The organism is Hoyosella altamirensis, assembly GCF_014191505.1.
GTDB classification, from domain to species: domain Bacteria; phylum Actinomycetota; class Actinomycetes; order Mycobacteriales; family Mycobacteriaceae; genus Hoyosella; species Hoyosella altamirensis.
The window spans coordinates 312,989-333,460 of sequence record NZ_JACHWS010000004.1; the positions used below are offsets into that span (position 1 = coordinate 312,989).

The 20,472-nt window shown below is 62.3% G+C and carries 23 protein-coding genes; 15 read left to right on the forward strand and 8 right to left on the reverse strand.

From position 1 onward, the window contains the following. Nucleotides 1-20: 20 nt before the first annotated feature. Nucleotides 21-1,262 carry a hypothetical protein gene (locus FHU29_RS20400; protein ID WP_157094851.1) on the forward strand — a complete coding sequence of 414 codons (1,242 nt, stop codon included), beginning with the start codon at nucleotides 21-23 and terminating at the stop codon, nucleotides 1,260-1,262. On the opposite strand, the gene FHU29_RS20405 is transcribed toward FHU29_RS20400, so the two are convergent. The 3 genes from FHU29_RS20405 to FHU29_RS23445 form a co-directional block, all read right to left on the reverse strand. Further along, entirely contained in the window at nucleotides 1,259-1,717 is a 459-nt protein-coding gene (locus tag FHU29_RS20405; RefSeq protein ID WP_064438315.1) for a nitroreductase family deazaflavin-dependent oxidoreductase, read from the reverse strand. The genes FHU29_RS20400 and FHU29_RS20405 overlap by 4 nt on opposite strands. After that, a complete protein-coding gene (locus FHU29_RS20410; RefSeq protein ID WP_064438314.1) occupies nucleotides 1,701-2,321 on the reverse strand; it encodes a PadR family transcriptional regulator in 621 nt (206 codons plus the stop codon). The genes FHU29_RS20405 and FHU29_RS20410 overlap by 17 nt, the downstream gene beginning before the upstream one ends. A 78-nt stretch (nucleotides 2,322-2,399) precedes the next feature. Continuing rightward, a complete protein-coding gene (locus tag FHU29_RS23445; protein WP_013808791.1) occupies nucleotides 2,400-2,534 on the reverse strand; it encodes a hypothetical protein in 135 nt (44 codons plus the stop codon). A 215-nt stretch (nucleotides 2,535-2,749) separates the two neighbouring features. Here FHU29_RS23445 and FHU29_RS20415 point away from each other — a divergent pair, with 215 nt between their 5' ends. From FHU29_RS20415 to FHU29_RS20435, 5 genes are all read left to right on the forward strand, one after another. Then, nucleotides 2,750-3,601 (forward strand): alpha/beta fold hydrolase, encoded by an 852-nt coding sequence (locus FHU29_RS20415; RefSeq protein WP_064438665.1) that lies wholly within the window; start codon nucleotides 2,750-2,752, stop codon nucleotides 3,599-3,601. An 89-nt stretch (nucleotides 3,602-3,690) separates the two neighbouring features. Further along, a complete protein-coding gene (locus FHU29_RS20420; RefSeq protein ID WP_064438313.1) occupies nucleotides 3,691-4,689 on the forward strand; it encodes an adenylate/guanylate cyclase domain-containing protein in 999 nt (332 codons plus the stop codon). A gap of 3 nt (nucleotides 4,690-4,692) precedes the next feature. After that, on the forward strand, nucleotides 4,693-5,643 hold the full coding sequence (locus FHU29_RS20425; protein WP_183377631.1) for an aldo/keto reductase: 951 nt from the start codon (nucleotides 4,693-4,695) through the stop codon (nucleotides 5,641-5,643). Between the two features lie 26 nt (nucleotides 5,644-5,669). Then, nucleotides 5,670-6,530, forward strand: coding sequence for an alpha/beta fold hydrolase (locus FHU29_RS20430; protein ID WP_183377632.1), 861 nt, complete (start codon nucleotides 5,670-5,672; stop codon nucleotides 6,528-6,530). Between the two features lie 22 nt (nucleotides 6,531-6,552). Then, on the forward strand, nucleotides 6,553-7,356 hold the full coding sequence (locus FHU29_RS20435; RefSeq protein WP_064438311.1) for a crotonase/enoyl-CoA hydratase family protein: 804 nt from the start codon (nucleotides 6,553-6,555) through the stop codon (nucleotides 7,354-7,356). Nucleotides 7,357-7,386: 30 nt separating this feature from the next. Here the strand turns inward: FHU29_RS20435 and FHU29_RS20440 are convergent, their stop codons facing one another. Together FHU29_RS20440 and FHU29_RS20445 are read right to left on the reverse strand one after the other, a co-directional pair. Then, nucleotides 7,387-7,908, reverse strand: coding sequence for a Uma2 family endonuclease (locus FHU29_RS20440; RefSeq protein WP_064438663.1), 522 nt, complete (start codon nucleotides 7,906-7,908; stop codon nucleotides 7,387-7,389). 245 nt (nucleotides 7,909-8,153) lie between these two features. After that, nucleotides 8,154-8,867 (reverse strand): TetR/AcrR family transcriptional regulator, encoded by a 714-nt coding sequence (locus FHU29_RS20445; protein ID WP_064438310.1) that lies wholly within the window; start codon nucleotides 8,865-8,867, stop codon nucleotides 8,154-8,156. A 109-nt stretch (nucleotides 8,868-8,976) separates the two neighbouring features. Between FHU29_RS20445 and FHU29_RS20450 the strand changes: the two genes are divergently transcribed. From FHU29_RS20450 to FHU29_RS20485, 8 genes are read left to right on the forward strand one after another with little or no spacing between them, the layout of a single operon-like run. Next, nucleotides 8,977-10,170 carry a lipid-transfer protein gene (locus FHU29_RS20450; protein ID WP_064438309.1) on the forward strand — a complete coding sequence of 398 codons (1,194 nt, stop codon included), beginning with the start codon at nucleotides 8,977-8,979 and terminating at the stop codon, nucleotides 10,168-10,170. Between the two features lie 35 nt (nucleotides 10,171-10,205). Continuing rightward, nucleotides 10,206-10,637: a type II toxin-antitoxin system Rv0910 family toxin gene (locus tag FHU29_RS20455; RefSeq protein ID WP_064438308.1), complete on the forward strand. Its 432-nt coding sequence runs from the start codon at nucleotides 10,206-10,208 to the stop codon at nucleotides 10,635-10,637. 5 nt (nucleotides 10,638-10,642) lie between these two features. Next, on the forward strand, nucleotides 10,643-11,503 hold the full coding sequence (locus FHU29_RS20460; protein WP_064438307.1) for a MaoC/PaaZ C-terminal domain-containing protein: 861 nt from the start codon (nucleotides 10,643-10,645) through the stop codon (nucleotides 11,501-11,503). Between the two features lie 46 nt (nucleotides 11,504-11,549). Continuing rightward, a complete protein-coding gene (locus FHU29_RS20465; protein ID WP_064438306.1) occupies nucleotides 11,550-12,419 on the forward strand; it encodes an SDR family oxidoreductase in 870 nt (289 codons plus the stop codon). A gap of 10 nt (nucleotides 12,420-12,429) precedes the next feature. Next, nucleotides 12,430-14,661, forward strand: coding sequence for an acyl-CoA dehydrogenase family protein (locus FHU29_RS20470; protein WP_064438305.1), 2,232 nt, complete (start codon nucleotides 12,430-12,432; stop codon nucleotides 14,659-14,661). After that, entirely contained in the window at nucleotides 14,658-15,476 is an 819-nt protein-coding gene (locus FHU29_RS20475) for an alpha/beta fold hydrolase (protein ID WP_083962050.1), read from the forward strand. Before FHU29_RS20470 ends, FHU29_RS20475 begins: the two co-directional genes overlap by 4 nt. A 9-nt stretch (nucleotides 15,477-15,485) precedes the next feature. Continuing rightward, nucleotides 15,486-17,108: an acyl-CoA synthetase gene (locus FHU29_RS20480; RefSeq protein ID WP_064438304.1), complete on the forward strand. Its 1,623-nt coding sequence runs from the start codon at nucleotides 15,486-15,488 to the stop codon at nucleotides 17,106-17,108. 58 nt (nucleotides 17,109-17,166) lie between these two features. After that, the gene (locus tag FHU29_RS20485; protein ID WP_064438303.1) at nucleotides 17,167-17,916 is read left to right on the forward strand and encodes a thioesterase II family protein; all 750 of its coding nucleotides are present in this window, start codon (nucleotides 17,167-17,169) and stop codon (nucleotides 17,914-17,916) included. On the opposite strand, the gene FHU29_RS20490 is transcribed toward FHU29_RS20485, so the two are convergent. Then, on the reverse strand, nucleotides 17,896-18,444 hold the full coding sequence (locus FHU29_RS20490) for a TetR/AcrR family transcriptional regulator (RefSeq protein ID WP_064438302.1): 549 nt from the start codon (nucleotides 18,442-18,444) through the stop codon (nucleotides 17,896-17,898). The two genes, FHU29_RS20485 and FHU29_RS20490, sit on opposite strands and share 21 nt — an antisense overlap. 53 nt (nucleotides 18,445-18,497) lie before the next feature. Here FHU29_RS20490 and FHU29_RS20495 point away from each other — a divergent pair, with 53 nt between their 5' ends. After that, on the forward strand, nucleotides 18,498-19,346 hold the full coding sequence (locus FHU29_RS20495) for an SDR family NAD(P)-dependent oxidoreductase (protein WP_064438301.1): 849 nt from the start codon (nucleotides 18,498-18,500) through the stop codon (nucleotides 19,344-19,346). Between the two features lie 46 nt (nucleotides 19,347-19,392). Here the strand turns inward: FHU29_RS20495 and FHU29_RS20500 are convergent, their stop codons facing one another. Continuing rightward, entirely contained in the window at nucleotides 19,393-19,857 is a 465-nt protein-coding gene (locus tag FHU29_RS20500) for a tRNA (cytidine(34)-2'-O)-methyltransferase (protein WP_064438300.1), read from the reverse strand. 33 nt (nucleotides 19,858-19,890) lie between these two features. Beyond that, complete coding sequence (locus FHU29_RS20505) at nucleotides 19,891-20,415, reverse strand: GNAT family N-acetyltransferase (RefSeq protein ID WP_064438299.1); 525 nt, start codon at nucleotides 20,413-20,415, stop codon at nucleotides 19,891-19,893. Nucleotides 20,416-20,472 lie beyond the last annotated feature (57 nt).

Here is a 20,472-nt window from a genome sequence, read left to right on the forward strand (position 1 = left end):
ACCATGGTTAGCGTCGGGGTATGCGAATAGTGATGTCACGAGTGGCGGCATGGCTTGCAGGCCTTTTAGCTGTCACTCTGCTCGTGCAGCCCCAGTGGCAATACGACGGCACCGTCGTGGACAGCGGGACACTCATGGCACTGGACTCCGCGCCCGGAGCTGGTGTGGCAGTTCTCGTCGCGGGCGTTGCCGTCGCGCAGCTCCTGGCGGGGCGAAACGTCTGGGCAAGTGCGGCGGCCCTCGCTGGCTCGGGTGGCTCGCTGATCGTGATCCAGGCCCTAATCAGCGGTAGCGCCCGAATAGTATTCGGTGGCATCGCAGTAGGTGTTTTTCTCGCGGCAGTCTTCTCGGTTCGCCCCGCAGACCCAGTGCACCGAACTGCAGTGCTTGCGGGAATCGTCACTGGCTTTGTCGCGATGGTGATTGCGCGCGTTGATACGAATCGGCCGCGCCGGTACGCGGACTACCTCGGTGCGACTGACACGGCGAACTGGGTCGTGCTCGGTATCGCTGGAGTCATCATCGTGACACTGCTTGTTGCTGCGCTGGTGAAACCGGCGCCGACGGTGAGCGACGGAGATCGACGCATCGTGGCAGGCGCTACTCTCCTCGCGCTCACGGGTGTGCTCTTCAGACAGGTGGCACAGTTCGATTCAGATTGGGTACCGATCGCAGGGATGGTCCTCGCGGTCCTGCTGACATGTGCGATCGCGCTGTGGCTGGGCAGCGGTGCAGGCAGGTTCCTAATCGTCTCGATGGTCGTCGCCGGAACAGCGCTGCCACTGATCAGCGCTGGCTGGATGCTCAATGTGACCAGCGCTGGGCTCCTTGCCGTTTGCGTGCTCGCCGGAGTGGTTCTGGCGCACTGGTACGGAAATATCCTCGCCGGAGTCGGCGCGCTCGTCCTCGTAGCGATAGGGACTGCTGTCGCAGGAGTGGAGGACGCCTTTGGGGTTGTGTTCCTGTTCGCTTTCGCCGCGTCAGCAGGTTACGCGGTCGCGTCGGCGATGCCCACGCGGCCGCTGCCCACCGTCCTGGGCGCCGCGACTCTATTTGCGGGACCAGTTGCAGCGGTGTTCACTCAGTTTCCACCGAGAAGCTTCGGCTGGACGGCCTATGGCGGAATCGGCGAGGTCCAGACCAGCCTCCACGTCATGCTCGAGGGCGCTGGCCAGTTCCTGCTGTTCGCTTCACCACTGGTTGCGGGGTTTTTCGGTGCGCTTGTTCTATGGACTCTCGCTCGCCGCGCAGAGAACAATTAGCTCTGGATCGGTTCCACCCGGAAGACAGGGCAGCGGTCCGCAGCTGCGGCGAAAGACTCCGGATCGGGCCCGGCCGTGACGCCCGTCCGGACGAAAAACTGGACGCCGTGGGGTACCTCGCGGGGGAATGCCCGCAAGATTGGTGCGCGCTCTTCACGCGGCAGTTCAGTGAGCTTGACAGCTTGCTCCTTACGGCCTTTCGACAGTTCTCCCACTTGAGCGGCACGGACATTCTTGACCCAGTCGGCGTGCTCAAAGCCCGCCACGATGTAGCGCACACCGTCCACAGTGAGGGGAGAAACGGGCGTCGAATGCATCTGCCCGCTCTTGCGGCCTCGGACAGACAGCACATGCATCGTCCCGATGGCAATGCCGCATCGTTGCAGTCCGACAATCACCTTGTTGAACGGTCTTAGTTTTCTGCGCAGCCGGTCGATTTCACTGCTCGTTTTCATTGGTACTCCTTTGATCTGATGTTTCAGATGCGGCTGGTTTAAGCCACGTGATCTGGCCGCTATCGATCTCTGCGGCCACCTCGCGCAGCCATTCGCTTTCGCATTTCCGCATGCGCTGGAGATACTCGATTTCCAGTGTCACAACGCGTGGCAGGGCATCTGGTGCGGTCCGCAGCTCACGCTCGGACTGTGCGGCCAGCGTCTCGAGGTGTTGAGCCCTGCCGCGAAGCAGCGCCGCTGCCTCCCCAGGCGCCATGACGAGGATGTGCGCGAGCGCCGCGGGGAAACGGGGATACTCATTGACCGGCGTACCGAGGAACTCGGTGACGAGTTCGCGGAGCCGCATTTCTCCCGGCGGGGTTATCGAGTAGACGGTGTGCTCAGGTCTCGAGCCAGTCTGTCCGACGCCGCATTCACTGACGAGTCCCGCTTTGACGAGCCGTGCGATGGCGTCGTACAGCGAACCACCGCGCATACGGACGAGTTCGTCAACCCGGCGCTCACGCAATGTGGACATCATGTCGTAGGGATGGCGTGGCCCCTCCGCTACGAGTGCGAGCAGGGCCAGGGAGAGCGGCGTGTTGAGCGCACGCGATACGGGCATGGCTCTAGACTACCCGAGTTCGATTAGTCGAGTTCGACTATCCCGTGGCTCGGTGCCGACGGCATTGCTTTAGTTGCATCAGGAGAGGGGCGGCGGCACAAAGGGCACCACTCCACCGCATGGCAGCATGAGTAGCGGCCCGAACTCGCAGAGAGCCCAGGCGATGAACTGACCGAGCTGGAATGCCTGTTCGGCTGTATACGGAAAAAACATCGCCGTACTCCCATTCCCGTCAAACCGTGCCCCGCCGGACCGCAGTGGCCGGATTGCCCGATACTAGCGCTCGGAGCAGGACGAAGAGTACGAATTGGTGAGGTCGGGCATCACCCACCTGAATGTGAAATTTGCGTCATGGTGTGGGAATCTCGAATGACGTTGCACTGCAGGTCGTAAAGCACTGGGTTCCTGCCGCCGATGAGGAGAACGATATGAATCGAACCGAGACCCTGGATCCGCGACCAGTCTCATTCACTGGGCATGGCGGACTCAGACTCGCCGGGGATGAGTGGGGTGATAAAGGGCGCCCACTGGTATTGCTTCTGCACGGTGGTGGACAGACGCGACACTCGTGGAAGGGCACCGGTGAGCGGCTAGCAGCGCGCAACCTCCGGGTAATCGCGCTCGACGCGCGTGGCCATGGGGACAGTGAGTGGGCGACCGGCAGCGCTTTGTACAGTCTGGAACTGTTCGCTGCGGACGTCGTTTCGGTCATCCGTCAGCTCGACGAGCCGGTGGTGATCGTCGGCGCGAGTCTAGGTGGGCTGACGGGAATACTCGTCGCGGACGAGGTGGGCGATGACCTGGTCCGCAAACTGGTACTGGTCGACATTGTGCCGCGAATGGAGCGTAAAGGCGGCCTCCGCGTTCGCGACTTCATGCTCCGTCACCTCGACGGGTTCGCGAGGCTCGAGGATGCTGCTGACGCGATCGCGGACTACATGCCGCACCGGACACGCCCGTCGAACCTTGACGGGCTGCAGCGTAATCTGCGCCAGCGTGACAATGGGCGCTGGTATTGGCACTGGGATCCGCGCTTTGTCCAGGAGCCGATGGACGACCCCGCTGAGCAGGCAAACGACATTGAACTGAAGGCGGCGAACCTGCGCATTCCGCTGCTCCTCATTCGCGGTGCGATCTCGGACGTGGTGAGCCGCCACAGCGCACGCCGGTTCCTGGAGACCGTACCGAGCGCCCAGTACATTGAACTCGACGGTGCTGCTCACACGGCCCCAGGTGATGACAACGATTCCTTTACGTCCGTCGTGGTTGAGTTCGTCTAACGCCCTCTCGCGCCATTTGTTCGGCTCCTGGTACCAAATGCCCTTTAGACTCTCAAGTACTAGATTGTCCGGACCAAATGGTGGAACAGATGAACGATGGCATGCCACCTGACAGCGGTCAGGCCATGCTGCATCGTCTCCTGGGTGCGTCGCAGGGCATGACGCTGGCAGAGCTGTCCGACGCTGCGGGCGTCACTGCGGAGCAAGCTTTGCGGCTCTGGCGCGCCCTCGGATTCGCCGAGCCCGCAGCCGACGAACAAGTCTTCACCTCCGCAGACGTCCAAGCCGTGGCGATCCTTGCGCGCCTTGAGGCGGGGGCGCGCCCGGACGAAGACCTCAGCTCCAGTTTGTTGCGCGCGCTTGGCCACCACATGTCGCGCCTTGCGAGTTGGCAGGTGATCGCGATGGAAGATCGCGCGGCACGGCGAAATGATGCCGGCGCCGCTGAGAGCGTGCGAACCGCGATGGATTTCATCGCTGAGCACATCGACGATCTCGACAGCATCGTGTTGTACGCGTGGCGCCGCCAACTGTCAGCGATCGCGGCCTGGCGGCTCGGCCGCATGTCGGAAGATGCGCAAAAGCTGCCTCTAACTGTCGGGTTTGCAGACATGGTTTCGTTTACGTCGCTCGTAGGAACGCTGAGCGCCGACGAACTTGCTCGGCTCGTCACGCGGTTTGAACTTGTAGCTATGGACATCGTCCTGCGCAACCGGGGCCGCGTTATCAAGATGATTGGCGACGCCATCCTGTTCGCAGCGGACACTCCAGGGCAGGGCGCTGACATCGCGACCCAATTGAGCGCCGCGATCTCGGGCCAGAATGATCTTCCCGACGTGCGGGTGGGGATGGCAACAGGTGAAGTCGTATCCAGGCTTGGTGACATCTTCGGTCAGCCAGTCAACGTGGCGAGCAGGCTGACCGAGCAGGCAGACCCCGGTACGGTGCTTGTTGACGAGGCGACGGCTGCGGCTGTCGAGAAGACTGAGATGTATGTCGCCAAGACGTGCGCTCAGCGCAGTGTTAGGGGTGTCGGCGCCGTCACTCCGAGCGTTCTCGCACGTAGAGTGCCCGAAGGGTGTGAATGACTGATGAGTGCACAGGCGGGAGAAGCGCGGCTGCTTTACGGATGTATGGGTCTCGGTGGGGACTGGAACGCGGAAGACTACGGATCAGCTGAGATTGCGCACGCTGAAGCGGCTGTTGAAGCAGCGCTCGAGATTGGCATCACCACCTTCGACCATGCGGACATCTACCGCAGAGGCAAATCAGAGGCGGTGTTCGGTGAGCTGCTGGGACGGAACCCGTCGCTGCGTGGGCAGATCGACCTTCAGACTAAATGCGGGATCCGCCTCGCAGACGCACACCGGGCGGGCATGTACGACCTCCGGGGGAACCATATCCGCACGAGCGTCGAAAAAAGCATGACGAGGCTCCGCACCGACGTGATCGATACCCTCCTCCTGCATCGCCCCGACCCGCTCGCCGATCCCGACGAGATCGCCGAAACGCTCATGTCGCTGCATAGTCAGGGAATGGTGCGACAGTTCGGCGTATCGAACATGGACGCTCCGCAAATCGCCCTGCTGCAGTCGCGGCTGGAGTTGCCACTCGTGGTGAACCAGCTGGAAATGAGCCTGCACCGCCGCGACTGGCTCGAACTAGGAGTGCTCGTCAACACCACCCACGCGACGGAAGTGGGTTTTCCGAATGGCACCTTGGAACATTGCAGGATGCACGGGATCAGGCTGCAGGCCTGGGCCTCGCTCGCCCAGGGGAAGTACAGCGGGCTTCAGGGCACGACAGCCGAGCATGAGACCGCGCAACTGGTGGAGAAGCTAGCTGAGTCGAAGGGCACTACGCCAGAAACAATTTTGCTGTGGTGGCTGCAACGGCACCCAGCACGCATCGAGCCGGTAGTTGGCAGTGCACGTCCGGATCGGATCCGCAGCTGCCGCGACGCGGTAGGGCGCGCGCCGGAGTTGAGCCACGAGGAGTGGTACGAATTGTGGATTACCGCGCGCGGTGCGCCGTTGCCGTGACGAGCAGCCAGGACGGATGAATGGGTATGGGGACAATTGGTGCTCCTGAGTGGTTCCGCCTCGCGATGGAGACGCCGGTAGATGTAGGCCAGGTTCGAGTCGACGGCGTTGACATCAGTTTTCGTGCTTGGGGCCAGGCCAGTGCGCCGACTGTTCTTCTCATCCACGGGGTGGCTGCGAACGCGAATTGGTGGGATCACATCGGTCCGCTGCTGTGTGAATCGCGCCGCGTCATCGCGCTGAGTCTGAGCGGCCACGGTGACAGCGGACATCGCCGTTCGTACAGCTACGAGACGTGGGCCGACGAGGTGCGCGCAGTTCTGCACGAGTTCGCAGCACCTCGTCCCGTGATCATTGCTCACAGCATGGGCGGTCGAGTTGCCTACCAGGTCGCCGCGCACACGGATTCGCTCGGCGGTGTCGCCTTCCTTGATTCCGGTTTTGCGAAACCTCCCTCGTCGGGAAGCAGATCAGGGTTCGCTGAGATCGCGGCGACCAACAACCGTATCTATCGTGACCAGGACTCGGCAGTCGCGGCATTCCAGCCAATCGGCACCTTCGACCGGATCGCGCCTTACTTGGCCCGGCACGTGGGGCTCCGTTCCGTTCGGCGCGTTGAGCGAGGCTGGACGTGGAAGTTCGATCCGTCGATCTTCTCAGCGCTCGCGCGGCCGCACGATGCCAGCAAACCCATCTCCTGCCCTGCTGCCCTTATTCGTGCGGGGCGCAACTCTGTGCTCAGCGACGAAGCGTTTCGTGCCACGCAAGAACTGCTCGGCCCGGATGCCGTCTATGAGGTGCTGGCTTCCAGCGGTCACCACGTAATGTTCGACGCGCCGCGTGAACTCGCAGCGCAGTTGCAAGCGCTACTGCACAAGTGGTCGTAGTTCGCAGACAGGCAGGTCAGTAATGTCGCAGCAGCAGGTCCTCTCGTCCAAGGCAGATCGCATCGCCACATGGACGCTGAACCTGCCGGAGCAGCGTAATCCCATTTCGGATCAGACGGTGGTGGACCGCCTTACTGAATTGGTTGCTGAGGTCAACGCCGATATGGACACCCGCGTCGTCATCTTGACTGGGGCGGGGAAGGGCTTCTCGTCCGGCGGGAACGTCAAACACATGGTTGAGCGCGAAGGCATTTTCGGTGGCACGCCAATCCAGCAGAGAAATGGCTACCGATCGGGAATCCAGCGAATCCCCCTCGCGGTCTACCACTGTGAGGTCCCCATCATCGCCGCCGTCAACGGCGCCGCTATCGGCGCTGGATGCGACTTGGCACTGATGTGTGACATGCGCATCGCGTCCGATACCGCAGTCTTCGCGGAAAGTTTCGTCAAACTCGGAATCATCCCAGGAGACGGCGGGGCGTGGCTATTGCCGCGGGCAGTCGGCAACGCGCGCGCGGCCGAGATGGCATTCACCGGCGACGCGGTCGATGCGCACACAGCACTCGAATGGGGCCTCGTCTCCAAGGTCGTCACACCAGACGAACTGATGGCCGAAGCGCGTGAACTTGCCGGGCGCGTTGCGAAGAACCCACCGCAGGCACTGAGAATGACTAAAAAGCTGTTACGTGAGGGCCAAAAGATGAGCCTGGAAAGCCTCCTGGAGCTTTCGGCCGCTATGCAGCCGCTCGCGCATCATTCCAACGACCATCGGGAAGCGCTGGCCGCATTCATGGAGAAGCGGCCGGGCCGCTTCACAGGCGACTGACCTGCGCCCCGGGCCGCGACTATCGGGGATCTACCGGGGGGCGATCAGCCCGTCTAGAAGGATCTGCATTGGGACGGGCGACTTCGTGGCGAAGACCCCCGTGGCTGAAGGCGATTCCTGGTAGCCGAACTCACCTGCCTGATGGAACGCAGTCAGTGTCACTGGGGGTTCGAGATCAACGACCCAATAGTGCTGGATGCCCGCATCCGAGTACTCCACGCGTTTCGTGATCAGGTCTGTCTTCCGTGATCCAGGAGAGATGACCTCAATCGCGACGAGAACCGCATTCGCTGCAAGCCGGTTCACCGCATCTCCTGGGCGGGCGATCACGATATCGGGGATCCGGATCGTCGGCAGGGGGCCAGCGTCGACACAGACCTCGAACTCTGTGATCGCCTCGAGCCCCGCCGGGAGCTGATCGTCGAGTTGCCTCCAGATGCGGTTCACAGCCCGTGCGTGGGGCAGCAGCGGCCGGGGGCTCACGATGAGGACGCCTTCCTGCAATTCGACGTGGACCGAGCTGTCTTCGGCAAGTGCGTTCCAATCGGCCATGGAATGCAGTTTTGGGTGCCCCGCGTGCGTCACGCTGTGCCTCCTTGCTCGTGCATAAGTTCCAGGTTATGTGAGGACACTGACAGTAACCGCGACGCGCGCAAGTTTTGTCCTGGAGGATGCGAGCGGCGCACGAGAAGTGAATAGCTACCCGCCCACCTGCGAGCGACAATGCGAGTCTGGTCGTCCGGTTGTCGCGCAGAGGTGGGCGGTCGGCATGGCGTGCTGCCGCTAGAGGTTAACGCTCACGCGCTTTCTGACAGCTGGCTGATCGCCTCCGCTACGGGAACGTCTGGGGCGATCGTTACGCCGACGCCCTCCATGTTGATCGCGATGAGTTGCCAAATCCACTGGGCAAGGAGGGTTTCGAGACGTTCGGCGGTCATCCCTTTGCCCTTCTGGCGGCGCCAGCGGTTCACTGTCGAATCGACCAGGCCGACAAGTGCGAATGCCAGCGGTTCCGCGACGTCGGTCTGGCGGTCTGCGATCGCTAGGGCCGTGGTGAACATCTGGCTGACCTGCAGCGCCATCGCGGTCTTTGCGCCAGTGGCGACGTCCGGGCCGCGTGAACCGTCCCGCGAGGATCGTCGCCCCACGAATTGGTGCAGGTTTGGGTGCCGTTTTGTCCACTCGATATAGGTGTGGATCGCACGCCGGATGAGCCGCTCGGCGGTGTCGTCGAGCGTGAAGGTCGGCATGAGGCCCGCTACAACCTCGTCAGCGATGTGGGTTCTGATCTGAAAGTCGAGGTCGGCGCGGTCGCGGAAGAAACGGTAAATGACCGCGCGGGTGACTCCGGAGCGTTTCGCGATCTCGCTCACGCCGACGTCGGGCCCCAGTTCCTCGACTGCGGCGACAGCGCCTTCCAGGATGCGGAGGCGGCGCCGTTCCTTGTGTGCTTCCCACCGCACCGCACGCCGGTCCTCGGATGCGGGATCTTTTGCTGGTTTCTGCGACACGTTCAAAGAATATCCGCCAACCTACTTGTGTGAGACAGTTTGAATCACCTACATTACTGATACACAGCGTCCCACACAGATGGGCGCCGATGATCAGGGAGTTCGTGCAATGTCGCAGAACAGGGTTTTCGTCATCGGAGTAGGGATGACGAAATTTGAGAAGCCGGGCGCCGTGGAGTGGGACTACCCAGACATGGCGCGCACCGCGGGGATCAAAGCGCTCGACGACGCGGGGATCGCATACAACGAGGTTGAACAGGCCTACGCCGGTTATGTCTACGGGGAGTCGACATCGGGGCAGCGGGCGATCTACGAACTCGGGATGACGGGCATTCCGATCGTGAACGTCAACAACAACTGCTCCACTGGCTCAGCTGCCCTGTTCCTCGCCGCGCAGGCCATTAGGGGTGGTCTCGCGGACTGCACGCTCGCACTTGGATTCGAAAAAATGCAGCCGGGTTCGCTCGGCTCCACGTATGACGACCGCGAGCAGCCGATGATGCGTCACCTGCTTGCGCTCGCGGAACTGCAGGAGTTCGCACTGCCGCCCGCGCCCTACATGTTCGGAGCAGCGGGCCGTGAGCACATGGAGAAGTACGGCACAACAGCCGAACAATTCGCCAAGATCGGTGTGAAGAACCACCGGCACTCGCAAAACAATCCCTACGCGCAATTCCAGGATGAGTACACCCTCGACGAGGTGCTGAACTCGAAGGAGATCTACTCTCCGCTGACGAAACTGCAATGTTCACCGACGTCGGACGGCGCGGGCGCAGCGATCCTCGCCAGCGAAAAGTTCGTTGACGACCATGGTCTCGGCAGGTACGCGGTAGAAATCGTCGGCCAGGCTATGGTCACCGACCTGAGTTCCACTTTCGATGCAAAAAGCGCCATCACCCTCGTCGGCGCGGACATGACTCGGACAGCGGCGCGGAAAGTCTATGAGCAGGCAGGAATCGGACCTGACGAAGTAGACGTCATCGAACTGCACGACTGCTTCTCGAGCAACGAGCTGATCACCTATGAAGCGCTTGGACTGTGCGCGGAAGGTGAAGGCGGAAAGCTCGTCGACAACGACGACACGACGTACGGCGGACGCTGGGTTGTGAACCCCTCCGGCGGGCTCATTTCCAAGGGCCACCCACTCGGCGCGACCGGACTCGCACAGTGTGCAGAACTCACCTGGCAGCTTCGCGGCAAGGCCGACAAGCGGCAGGTCGCCGACGCGAAGATCGCACTTCAGCACAACATCGGGCTAGGCGGCGCGGTTGTCGTCACCGCTTACCGGCCTGCCGAACGCTAAATAATCCACCCTCAAACACACATCAGGAGACCATCATGGCATCAGTGTCCGTCACCAAATTCATCCCCGTTCCGCCAGAAAAGGGCTGGGCAGCCCTGCTTGACCTCTCGCGCTGGGACGAGTGGCTGAAGATGCACGTCAAGTGGAAGAGCGAACTGCCCGAAACTCCAGGCCAGGGAACACAGATCACCCAGGTCATCTCCGTAATGGGAATGGCGAACAAAATCGAGTGGACTGTCGAAGAGTTCGAAGAACTCAGCCACGTGCGCATCACCGGCACCGGCATGGCTGGCGTCAAGGTTGACATCTCCTTCGGCGTCGAGCCTGAAGGTGAAGGAACCAAAGCGACGATCGACGCATCGTTCAACGGCGCGATGATCGTCGGACCGATCGGTAAAGCTGTAGCGAAGCATGCGCAAGCCGATCTCGATGAATCCATCGAGAAGTTCAGCGAACTGGTTTCCTGAGCCCGATGAGCGCAGCCGCAAACACAACTGCAGTCACATTCGACGCGTCAGGACTCGGCGAATGGACCGACGTCGAACGATTCGAAGTGACAGGGGAGCGCATCGCGGAATACGCCGCAGCGACGAATGACCCCATCGAGCGGCACCGGCGCGGTGAAATCGCGCCGCCAGTGTTCGCCGTCGTGCCGGTGTTCATGTCCATGGCACCAGCTGCGCTGTCTGTTGCCCCCGTGGAGCTTTTGATGAAGCTCGTCCACGGGGAGCAGGACTTCCACTTTCATCGACCGATTTACCCTGGCGATCACCTTGCTGTCAGGGCGAAACCGATTGGCTTCACAGGCCGAGATAATGGCTCGACAGTCGTGATCTACGCCGAAACCCGCGCGGACGACGGCGAACTCGTCAACGAACAATGGATGACGGCATTCTTCAGGAAAGTCGATGCGGGTTCCGCTGTCGGCGAGAAGGCGCCCGAGCACCGATTCAGCGAGTCACTCCGCGAGCAAGCCCCTGCGGTCGAGGTGGGGCAGCACATCGACGAGGACCAGACATTCCGCTACTCGCCGGCATCCGGTGATCCGATGCCGATCCACCTCGACGAAGAGATCGCGCGCATGTCCGGTCTTCCGGGGATCATCAACCACGGTCTCTGCACGCTGGCGTTCACCTCGTGGGCGGCGCTCACGGAACTTGCTGACGGTGAGACCGAGCGGATGCGCCGCTTAGCGGTGCGGTTCGCCAAGCCTGTACTCCCTGGTCAGGACATCAGTACCCGCTTCTGGCAGGCGGGAAACAGCATCTTCGCTTACGAGACCACTGTCGGGGACGACGTCGTTCTGAAGGACGGACTCGTCGTCCTGTCGTGACTGCAACCACCCAAACTTCAGCCTCAACAAGGAGCTACGAGACATCATGGGATCCCTGGAAGGCCGCGTGGCGATCATCACGGGCGCTGGTCGCGGCATAGGCCGCGAGCATGCCCTGCTTTTCGCCCGCGAAGGCGCGAGTGTCGTCGTGAACGACCTCGGCGGTGCGAACGACGGGACCGGCACTGATGCGGGTCCAGCGCAGCAGGTGGTCAACGAGATCACCGCGGCAGGGGGGAAAGCTGTCGCGAACACGAACAATGTTGCGACCTGGGACGGCGCTGCCGAAATGGTCGAGCAGGCGATAGACGAGTTCGGCCGCCTCGATGTGCTGGTCAACAACGCGGGCATCCTGCGGGACGCCTACCTTGCCGGTATGGAGGAGAACCAGTGGGACGCGGTGATCGCCGTGCACCTCAAGGGGCATGCCGCGCCGCTCCGGCACGCTGCCGCGTACTGGAAGGCGCAGACCAAGGCCGGAAATCAGGTCAACGGTGCAGTTATCAACACATCTTCCGCGTCGGGAACGTTCATGCCGAACGCGGGTCAAAGCAATTACGGTGCGGCCAAAGCGGGCATCGCGGCGCTGACGCTCGTCGCGGCGGACGAACTTGACCGGTTTGGTGTTCGGGTGAATGCGATCGCCCCGATCGCTCGCACGCGCCTCACGCTGGCTACCCCGGGTATGGGCGCTCTTTTCGCTGAAGAAGTCCCTGAAGGCGAATTCGACGCGTTCAGTCCCGCGAACATTTCCCCACTTGTGGCGCGGCTGGCCAGCGCGGAATGCAAGCTCACGGGCAAGGTTTACGCCGTGCAGGGCGGTGCCATCACTGAATTGCAGGGCTGGAGCGCGGGCGAGACCATCGAAGCCGAAGGTCCATGGACAGTCACCGAGCTTGCCGAGCGGCTGGGATAGGAGACCTGACATGGCACGCAACGCTTACGAATTAGGACTAGGCCTCACGGAAGAGCATCGCGCACTTGCTGACTCGGTGGCTGCGTTCGCTGAACGCCATATCGTGGCTGAGCAGGTCCGCGAAGCAGTGGAGGCACCGAAGGAGGAGAAGCTACCGCCGTTCTGGCAGGCTCTGCAGGGGCAAGACATCCTTGGACTTCATATCCCTGAAGAGCACGGGGGAAGCGGCGTTGGTGTTCTCACACTCGCCGTCGCGATTGAAGCGCTGGGCCGCCACGTTGCTCCTGGCCCGTTCGTGCCGACCGTGGTAGCGAGCGCGCTCATTGCTGCCGCTGATGCCAAAGCGGGCATCGAACTTCTCCCAGGGTTAGCGGGTGGTGCGGTAACCGGTGCCGTGGCTCTGTCCGGAAGGTTCACTGACTTCACTGCAGAGCGCAGCGGCGATGGCATCATCCTCTCGGGCCACGCCGATGCCGTGATCGGCGCGGAGCACGCAGACGTCGTGGTGCTTCCCGCGACAATCGGAACAGATGAGCGCTGGATTGCCGTTGACTCGAGTGACCTCAAAATTACCCCGCAGGACAGCATCGACGTGCTGCGGGGCTCCGCCCGAATCGAGGCTGCCGGGGCTGAAATCAGCGCCGACCGTGTGCTCGAGGGGCTGTCACCGTCGCGCGGCGAGTCGCTCGCTGCCGTGATTCTGGGCGCCGAAGCATTGGGAGTCATGTCCTGGTGTGTTTCCACGGCAGCGGAATACGCGAAAACCCGGGTCCAGTTCGGCCGCCCCATCGGCCAGTTCCAGGGCGTAAAGCACAAGTGCGCGCAGATGGGCGTAGCTCTGGAGAAGGCGCGTGCCGTTATCTGGGACGCGGCAAGTGCCATCGACAAAGGTGATGACACAGCGGATTTCGCGGCTGATGTGGCAGCGGTCATCGTGCCTGATGCTGCGGTCGAGGTTGCACAGGACTGCATTCAGGTGCATGGTGGCATCGGCTTCACCTGGGAACACGACGCGCACCTGTACTACCGGCGTGCGCTAGCAATCCGCAGCGTATTCGGAACGCGTGAGGACCGCGCCCACAGGGTGGCGGCGCAGGCTCTCGACGGCATCGCACGCGGGTCCGAAATCGAACTTCCGGAGGAAGCTGAGGAGATCCGCGCGCACGTCCGCGGTGAACTGCACGAGGTTGCGCGTATCGAGGATGAGGATGAGCAGCTGATCGCACTCGGTGACGGCGGCTGGGTGCAGCCGCATTTGCCGAAACCCTATGGTCGCAGCGCTTCTCCGCTCGAGCAGATCGTCATCGCACAGGAAATCCAGGCACAGGGCATCGCGATGCCGCAGCTCCTCATGGGTGGCTGGGCTGTGCAGGCGATCGTCGCACACGGCACCGAGAAGCAGAAGCAGGAGCTGGTGGTCCCCACCTTGCGGGGCGACACAGTGTGGTGTCAGCTGTTCTCCGAGCCAGGGGCAGGATCTGACTTGGCGTCGCTCAGCACGAAGGCTATCAAGGCCGAAGGCGGCTGGAAGGTCACCGGCCAGAAGATCTGGACGACCGTCGCGCAGTTCGCGGAATGGGCGATGCTGATTGCCCGGACCGACCCATCGAAACCCAAACATCAGGGCATCACCTACTTCGTGCTCGACATGTCCACACCGGGCGTGACGGTGCGGCCACTGCGGGAAATGACCGGTTCAGCACTGTTCAACGAGGTGTTTCTCGATGATGTGTTCATTCCGGACGAGCATGTTGTCGGTGCGGTCAACGACGGCTGGCATGTTGCCCGTACGACGCTCGCCGGTGAGCGCGTCGCGCTGAGCCAGAAGATGGAGGCATACGCCACCGATAAGGATCTTCTTGCTTTCGCGAAGGGCCGTGGACTGAGTTCGCACGCGCGCTTTCAGATCGGCGAGCTGATTGCGGAGAGTCAGGCTGTGGACCTGATTGGCTCTCGCGTCGTGCTCAAACAGTTAGCGGGAGCTGATGTCAGCACCACCTCTTCGGTGGGCAAACTCCTGGGGATGGCGTTGGGCCAGGCGATTTCGGAGTTCGTGGTCGCCGAGCTGGGTGCCGCAGGGGCAGTGTCGATTCCCGGACAGCCCAGTGACAAGGCGATGGAGCAACTCATAGCTGGCCGCGCGACGACCATTTATGGCGGCACTACCGAGGTGCAACTCAATGTAATCGGGGAGCGGATGCTGGGTCTGCCGCGCGACGCTGAGCCCGGAAGCGGACGGTGACAGCCAACCTCACCGAGGTTCACACCATTGAACGCGGCAAGGGTGATGACCTCGTCCTGCTGCTTCACGGGTTCTCCGACAACGCGGACACCTGGAACAAGGTCATGCCACAGTTCGCGGCGCAGGCCCGAGTGGTCGCGCTCGACTTCCCGGGTTTCGGCAGATCTCGCTTCTGGCCGTCGCCGCTGTTCGATACCTATGAGGAGATTGTCACCTCGGTCATCGAGCGGCGCGGCGGCCCCGGAAGAGTGAGCCTTGTCGGCAATTCGATGGGTGCCGTGGTGTCCCTCCTCGTGGCGTCGCGGCGCCCGGACCTCGTTGACCGGGTGGTCCTCGCTGATATGCCAGGTATTGCCGGAATTCCGGCTTTGTGGCGGCACGCGCTGTCGCGGCGCAGTGAGCTGATTGTCGGACAGGTGGTGCGGGCCGTTCCGACACCGGCGTCCCGGCACGCGCTTGCTGTGCTTTACAGCCTCGCCGCGACGAGGATGCGGGTGCTCTCCCGCCTCGACCGGAACGCCTATGCCGAGCCATACGTCGATGACGCCGCGATTCTCGCCCTGCTCACGCGTGGACGCGACGTGATTCGCGAACTTTCCGATATCCCGGTCGCGGACCTCGTTCGTGACTTGCAGGTTCCAAATCTGCTGGTGTGGGGCCGAAATGATCTGCTCACACCCTCACGGACAGTGCGCTCCCTGCAGCAGGGAGAGCATTCGCGAATCGAAGTCATAGACCGCTGCGGGCACTGTCCGCAGCAAGATCGGCCGAAGAAGTTCGTGTCGATCGTCCAGCCGTTTCTTGCTGGTTCCTGAGGGGGAGAGATGACGGGGATTCGTGCTCTGACCGATTTCGCGCGCAGTGTGAGGGTCATTTACGGAGCAGGCCTGGTGCCAGTGCGGCGCCTCGATAACGGTGTGCGCACGCTGCGCGCGACGCACACCTACGGCCCTTTCGTGGGGGCCATGCACAATGCCCTGCTGCGGGGACCCGACCGGATCGCTCTCATCGACGAAGATGGCCCCTTGACATACGCAGGGCTGGACCGGCATTCGAACGCACTTGCGCGCGCCTGGGCTTCGTGTGGTCTCGGCTCGGAGAGTACCGTCGCGGCGCTGTGCCGCGACCACCGCGGACTCGTCGTCAGCATGCTGGCGGCAGGCAAGATTGGCGCGAGACTAGTCCTACTGAACACCGGGTTCGCCGGCCCGCAGCTTGCTGGAGTTGTCTCGCGCGAGCGTGTGAACGCTGTCGTGTACGACGCCGAATTCCAGACAGTGCTCGCTGCCCTACCGGACTCTGTGTCGCGCTACCTTGCCTGGGAAGATGATGGTGACCCAGTAGATTCCGCGATACCGCGCCTCAAGGACCTGATCGCGGAACATCCGTGTGGCAGGGTGAAACCGCCCCGGTCACCGGGTGGATTCGTGCTCCTGACAAGCGGCACAACCGGAACACCAAAAGGTGCGCCCCGCAACCACACGTCGGTACTCGCGAGTGCCCAATTCCTCGACCGGATCCCGCTGCGAGAGGGCGGCACAACGTATATGGCCGCGCCGATCTTCCACGGCACCGGGCTCTCCCAGTTCGTGCTGTCGCTCGCACTCGGCTGCACGGTAATCATGGACCGCAGGTTCGATGCCGCCCGCGCGGTGGCTCAGGTCGCCCGGTACCGGGCGGACACTCTGATCCTGGTACCGACGATGCTTCAGCGAATCGTGGACCTTGGGCCCGCCGTGCTGGCGAAGCACGACACGTCCACACTGCGAATCATCTTCGCCGCAGGTTCTGCGCTGTCGCCGGATTTGTGCCGCCGAACCGCGCAGGCATTCGGGGATGTGCTTTACAACTTGTATGGGTCGACAGAAGTCGCGGTCGCGACGGTGGCCACTCCCGCCGAACTGCGGTCCGCGCCGGGCACTGCCGGACGACCGCCTGTGGCGTGCCGCGTCGCGCTCTACGACACTGACGGCCAGGCGATTACGAAACCCAATGCGACCGGGCGAATTTTTGTGAAGAGCGGACTCAGTTTCACGGGTTACACCGATGGTCGGCGCAAGGAGGTCATCGACGGCATGTTGTCGAGCGGCGATGTGGGTCATTTCGACGACAACGGGCTTCTGTTCGTTGATGGCCGCGAAGACGACATGATCGTGTCCGGGGGAGAGAATGTGTACCCGCTCGAAGTGGAAAATCTGCTCGCGGACCATGACGACGTTCTTGATGCCGCGGTTATCGGTGTGCCTGATTCGGAGTTCGGGCATCGCCTGAGGGCTTTCGTTGTCCGCGCCCCTGGAGCGACTGTGGACACCGAAGTGATCACGGACTATGTGAAGGGCAATCTCGCGCGATATAAGGCGCCGCGTGAAGTGATCTTCATCGACGAACTCCCGCGAAATGCGACGGGTAAGGTGCTTCGCCGCGAACTCGAGGCGTGGAAACGTTAACTCGCGCGGCTGCGCCGCTACGCTCGGAGCGAAGGTCAGGAACGACGAGCGAGGACTGATGGCGGATTCTCAGTGGTTGCGCACATTTCACCAGGCAACGGCAGCGAAAACTGAACTCGTGTGTTTCCCGCCCGCGGGCGGCGCGGCGAGCGTGTACCACGCGCTTTCGGCCGAGTTGACTCCGTTGGTGCGGGTGCTCGCATTGCAACTGCCAGGTCGGCAAGACCGCCTGGGGGATCCGATGATTGACGACATCACACAACTCGCTGCCGCCGCCGCAACAGCGATCGGCAGCTGTAACGAGACGCCGGTCGCACTGTTCGGGCACAGCATGGGCGCCACAGTCGCGTTCGAAACGGCACGAGCGCTGGAAGGTGCCGGAGCAGAGCTGGGGCATTTGTTTGTCTCGGGCCGGATTGCCCCGCATCAGACGCTTGACACTGCTATTCACGAGGGCAGCGACGAGGTATTGATCAGCGAGCTAGAGCGGCTCGCTAACGATCCAGCCTCTGTGCACATTCTCCGGGAGATGCCGGAAATCGCAGAGATGGTCCTGCCCGCAGTGCGCAATGATTACAAGGCGGTCGAGACGTACCGCTTTGAAGGGGACACGCCGTGTCTGTCTTGTCCGGTCACCGTCCTGGTCAGTTCAGACGATCCCACCGTGACACCTGATGAGGTGAAGGACTGGGACCGCTACACCACCGGCGAGTTTTCGGTCGAGGTGTTTCCGGGTGGGCACTTCTACCTCGACGAACACACGGGTGCTGTCGCGAAGGCCGTCAGTTCACGGATCTGCGTGAAGTAGCTGTAGGACTTGCGTCACGTGTCGTGAAAGCTCGCTCTGTGACATGACAGGCAGGCGCATGAACCAGCGGTAGAAGATTGGGGCGATCAGTAGTTCCGCGGCTCTCTCAGCGTCGCGCATCCCGCCTTCTGCCAGGAGCGAGTGGATCATGTCCAGCTGGGGACGGAGCAATCGCTGCTGAAATTCATGTGCTGTTTCCTCGTCCGTCTGAATCTTGGCTGCGATGCTCCGTAGGAGTGCTTCGTGGGGCTGCGTTGAGATCTCTTCGATTGAGGATCGCAGGAGCCATTCGACTTCGGAGTGCAGGTCGCTCTTGTCGCACGCCGTTTCATCCGCATGTTGTGCACTGTGTCGAAGCAGCGCGTCGAAGAGTATCGCCGCCACTGAGCCCCATGACCGGTACAGCGTTTGCTTGCCCACCCCCGCCTTGGCGGCGATGCCCTCCATTGTCAGCGACTCAGGTCCACCAGTGACGGCGATCTGCAGGACGGCGTCGTGGACGCGGGCGATGGTGGCGGGACGAGCCATAAACAGACACTATCAAACGAGACGTATCGTCTCGTTTGTGATTGCATGGGTGTATGACTCATCCACAGACTTGGTTCATCACCGGCACGAGCAGAGGGCTGGGCAAGGCACTGGCCGAGGAGGCATTGAGGGCCGGTCACCGCGTCGTAGCGACCACGCGGGTAGAGGGTGCGCTGCTCGAGCACGAGCGACTGTCCGTTTGCCATCTCGACGTTCGCGACAGACAGGCCTGCCACGAGACAGTCCGCAAAGCAGTCGAGCAGCACGGTGCCATCGACGTGCTGGTGAACAATGCGGGGTACGGGCTCGTCGGTGCCATCGAAGAGGTCAGCGAAGAAGAAGCCCGAGCGATAATTGACACCGACCTGCTTGGGGCGCTGTGGCTCACCCAGGCGGTGCTTCCCTTCATGCGAGCTCAGCGCAGCGGTCACATCATCCAGGTGTCCTCGGTCGGTGGGGTCGGTGCCCTGCCGTTCTTCGGCCTGTATAACGCCGCGAAGTGGGGTCTTGAGGGGTTCAGCGAAGCTCTCGCGGGCGAGTTGAAGGAGTTCGGCATCGGCGTCACCCTTGCGGAAGTCGGGGCCATGGACACGCAATGGGCAACAAGGAGCATGCAGTTCAGCGTCCCACTGGCCGCGTACGACGATTGTCGTGAACGCTTTCTGGGGACCGTATCGGTGCCCTGGGCGAGTGAGCCCGAGGCGACCGGGGGCGGCACGAACCCGACGGAGATCGCCCAGGACCTGCTGCGCCACGTGAACGGTGCCACGGCTGGTGACCGGCTAAGGCTACTTATGGGAAGCGATGCCCCGGGGCAGGTGGCTGCCGTCCTTCGGCAGCGGCGATCCGATTATGAGCTCGATCCCAGGTTTACGGCTGCAGCTGCCAACTGCAAAATCTAGCGTCACCGGTGCAGCCAGTAGCCACCGCGGCTGGTGTCAGATGGCCCTACACGGCTCCGGGGAAGCCGTGCTGGCGCCACGCTTCGTAGACGACGATCGCGGCTGCATTCGACAAGTTCAATGATCTGCGGCCAGGAATCATCGGGATCCGGAGCTGCTCAGTTACGTGCGAGTCGTTACGCACGGCATCCGGGAGCCCGGTCGGCTCGGGCCCGAAGAGCAGCACGTCTCTCGGCTGGTACGCGACAGCGGAGTGCGGTTGTGACGCGTGCGCGGTGAAGGCGAATACACGCTGCGGCTTCAGTGCGGCCCAAGCGGAGTCAAGGTCCTCGTGCACCGTCACGGAAGCGAGGTCGTGATAGTCGAGCCCTGCGCGGCGGAGCTTGGGTTCAGACAGGTCAAAACCCAGCGGTCCGACAAGGTGGAGTTCACACCCCGTGCCCGCGGCGAGCCGAATGGCGTTACCCGTGTTCGGAGGGATGCACGGACGGTAGAACATGAGGCGAAACACAGACGGAAGCTTAGATCCCCAGCGTCCCAGCGGTCACTGCACCCGAACTAATTCAGGTGCCAGCAGATCCATCAGCAAGCCGTTGCGCCACACGCCGTCTTCACCGCGGGAGTACTGCCGCATCACACCGATGGGACGGAAGCCGACCTTGATGTAGGAGCGGATGGCCTGCTCGTTCGTCGCCTCGGGATCGATGATGATCCGATGGAAGCGGTGGGTGTCGACGAGGTGCGCACACAGAACCTGGATTGACTCACGGCCGTAGTGATTTCCGTGCTCCTCCGGATCGATGAAGACATCGATCCCCGCGTGGCGGTAGTCGGGATCGTCTTCCGCGTACCACTGAATGAATCCCACAATGTGGTCACCGACGAAGATTGTGTACGGAAACCCATCGACATCGTTGGGCCAGGAGGGGCTGGGCATGCGCCACCACCGGCGGATCGATGGAATGCTATGCAGCTCGCGCAGCCTGCTGTGATGAGCTGGCTCCGTCGGCACGAGCTTGACACGCGGACCATGGAGGGTCGGCCTTTCTCCCTGCGATGCATCAGGCATCCTTCGAGTGTGCCTGGTGCCTGGCGCACGCGGGTGCTGAAACCTGGAACAATAGCG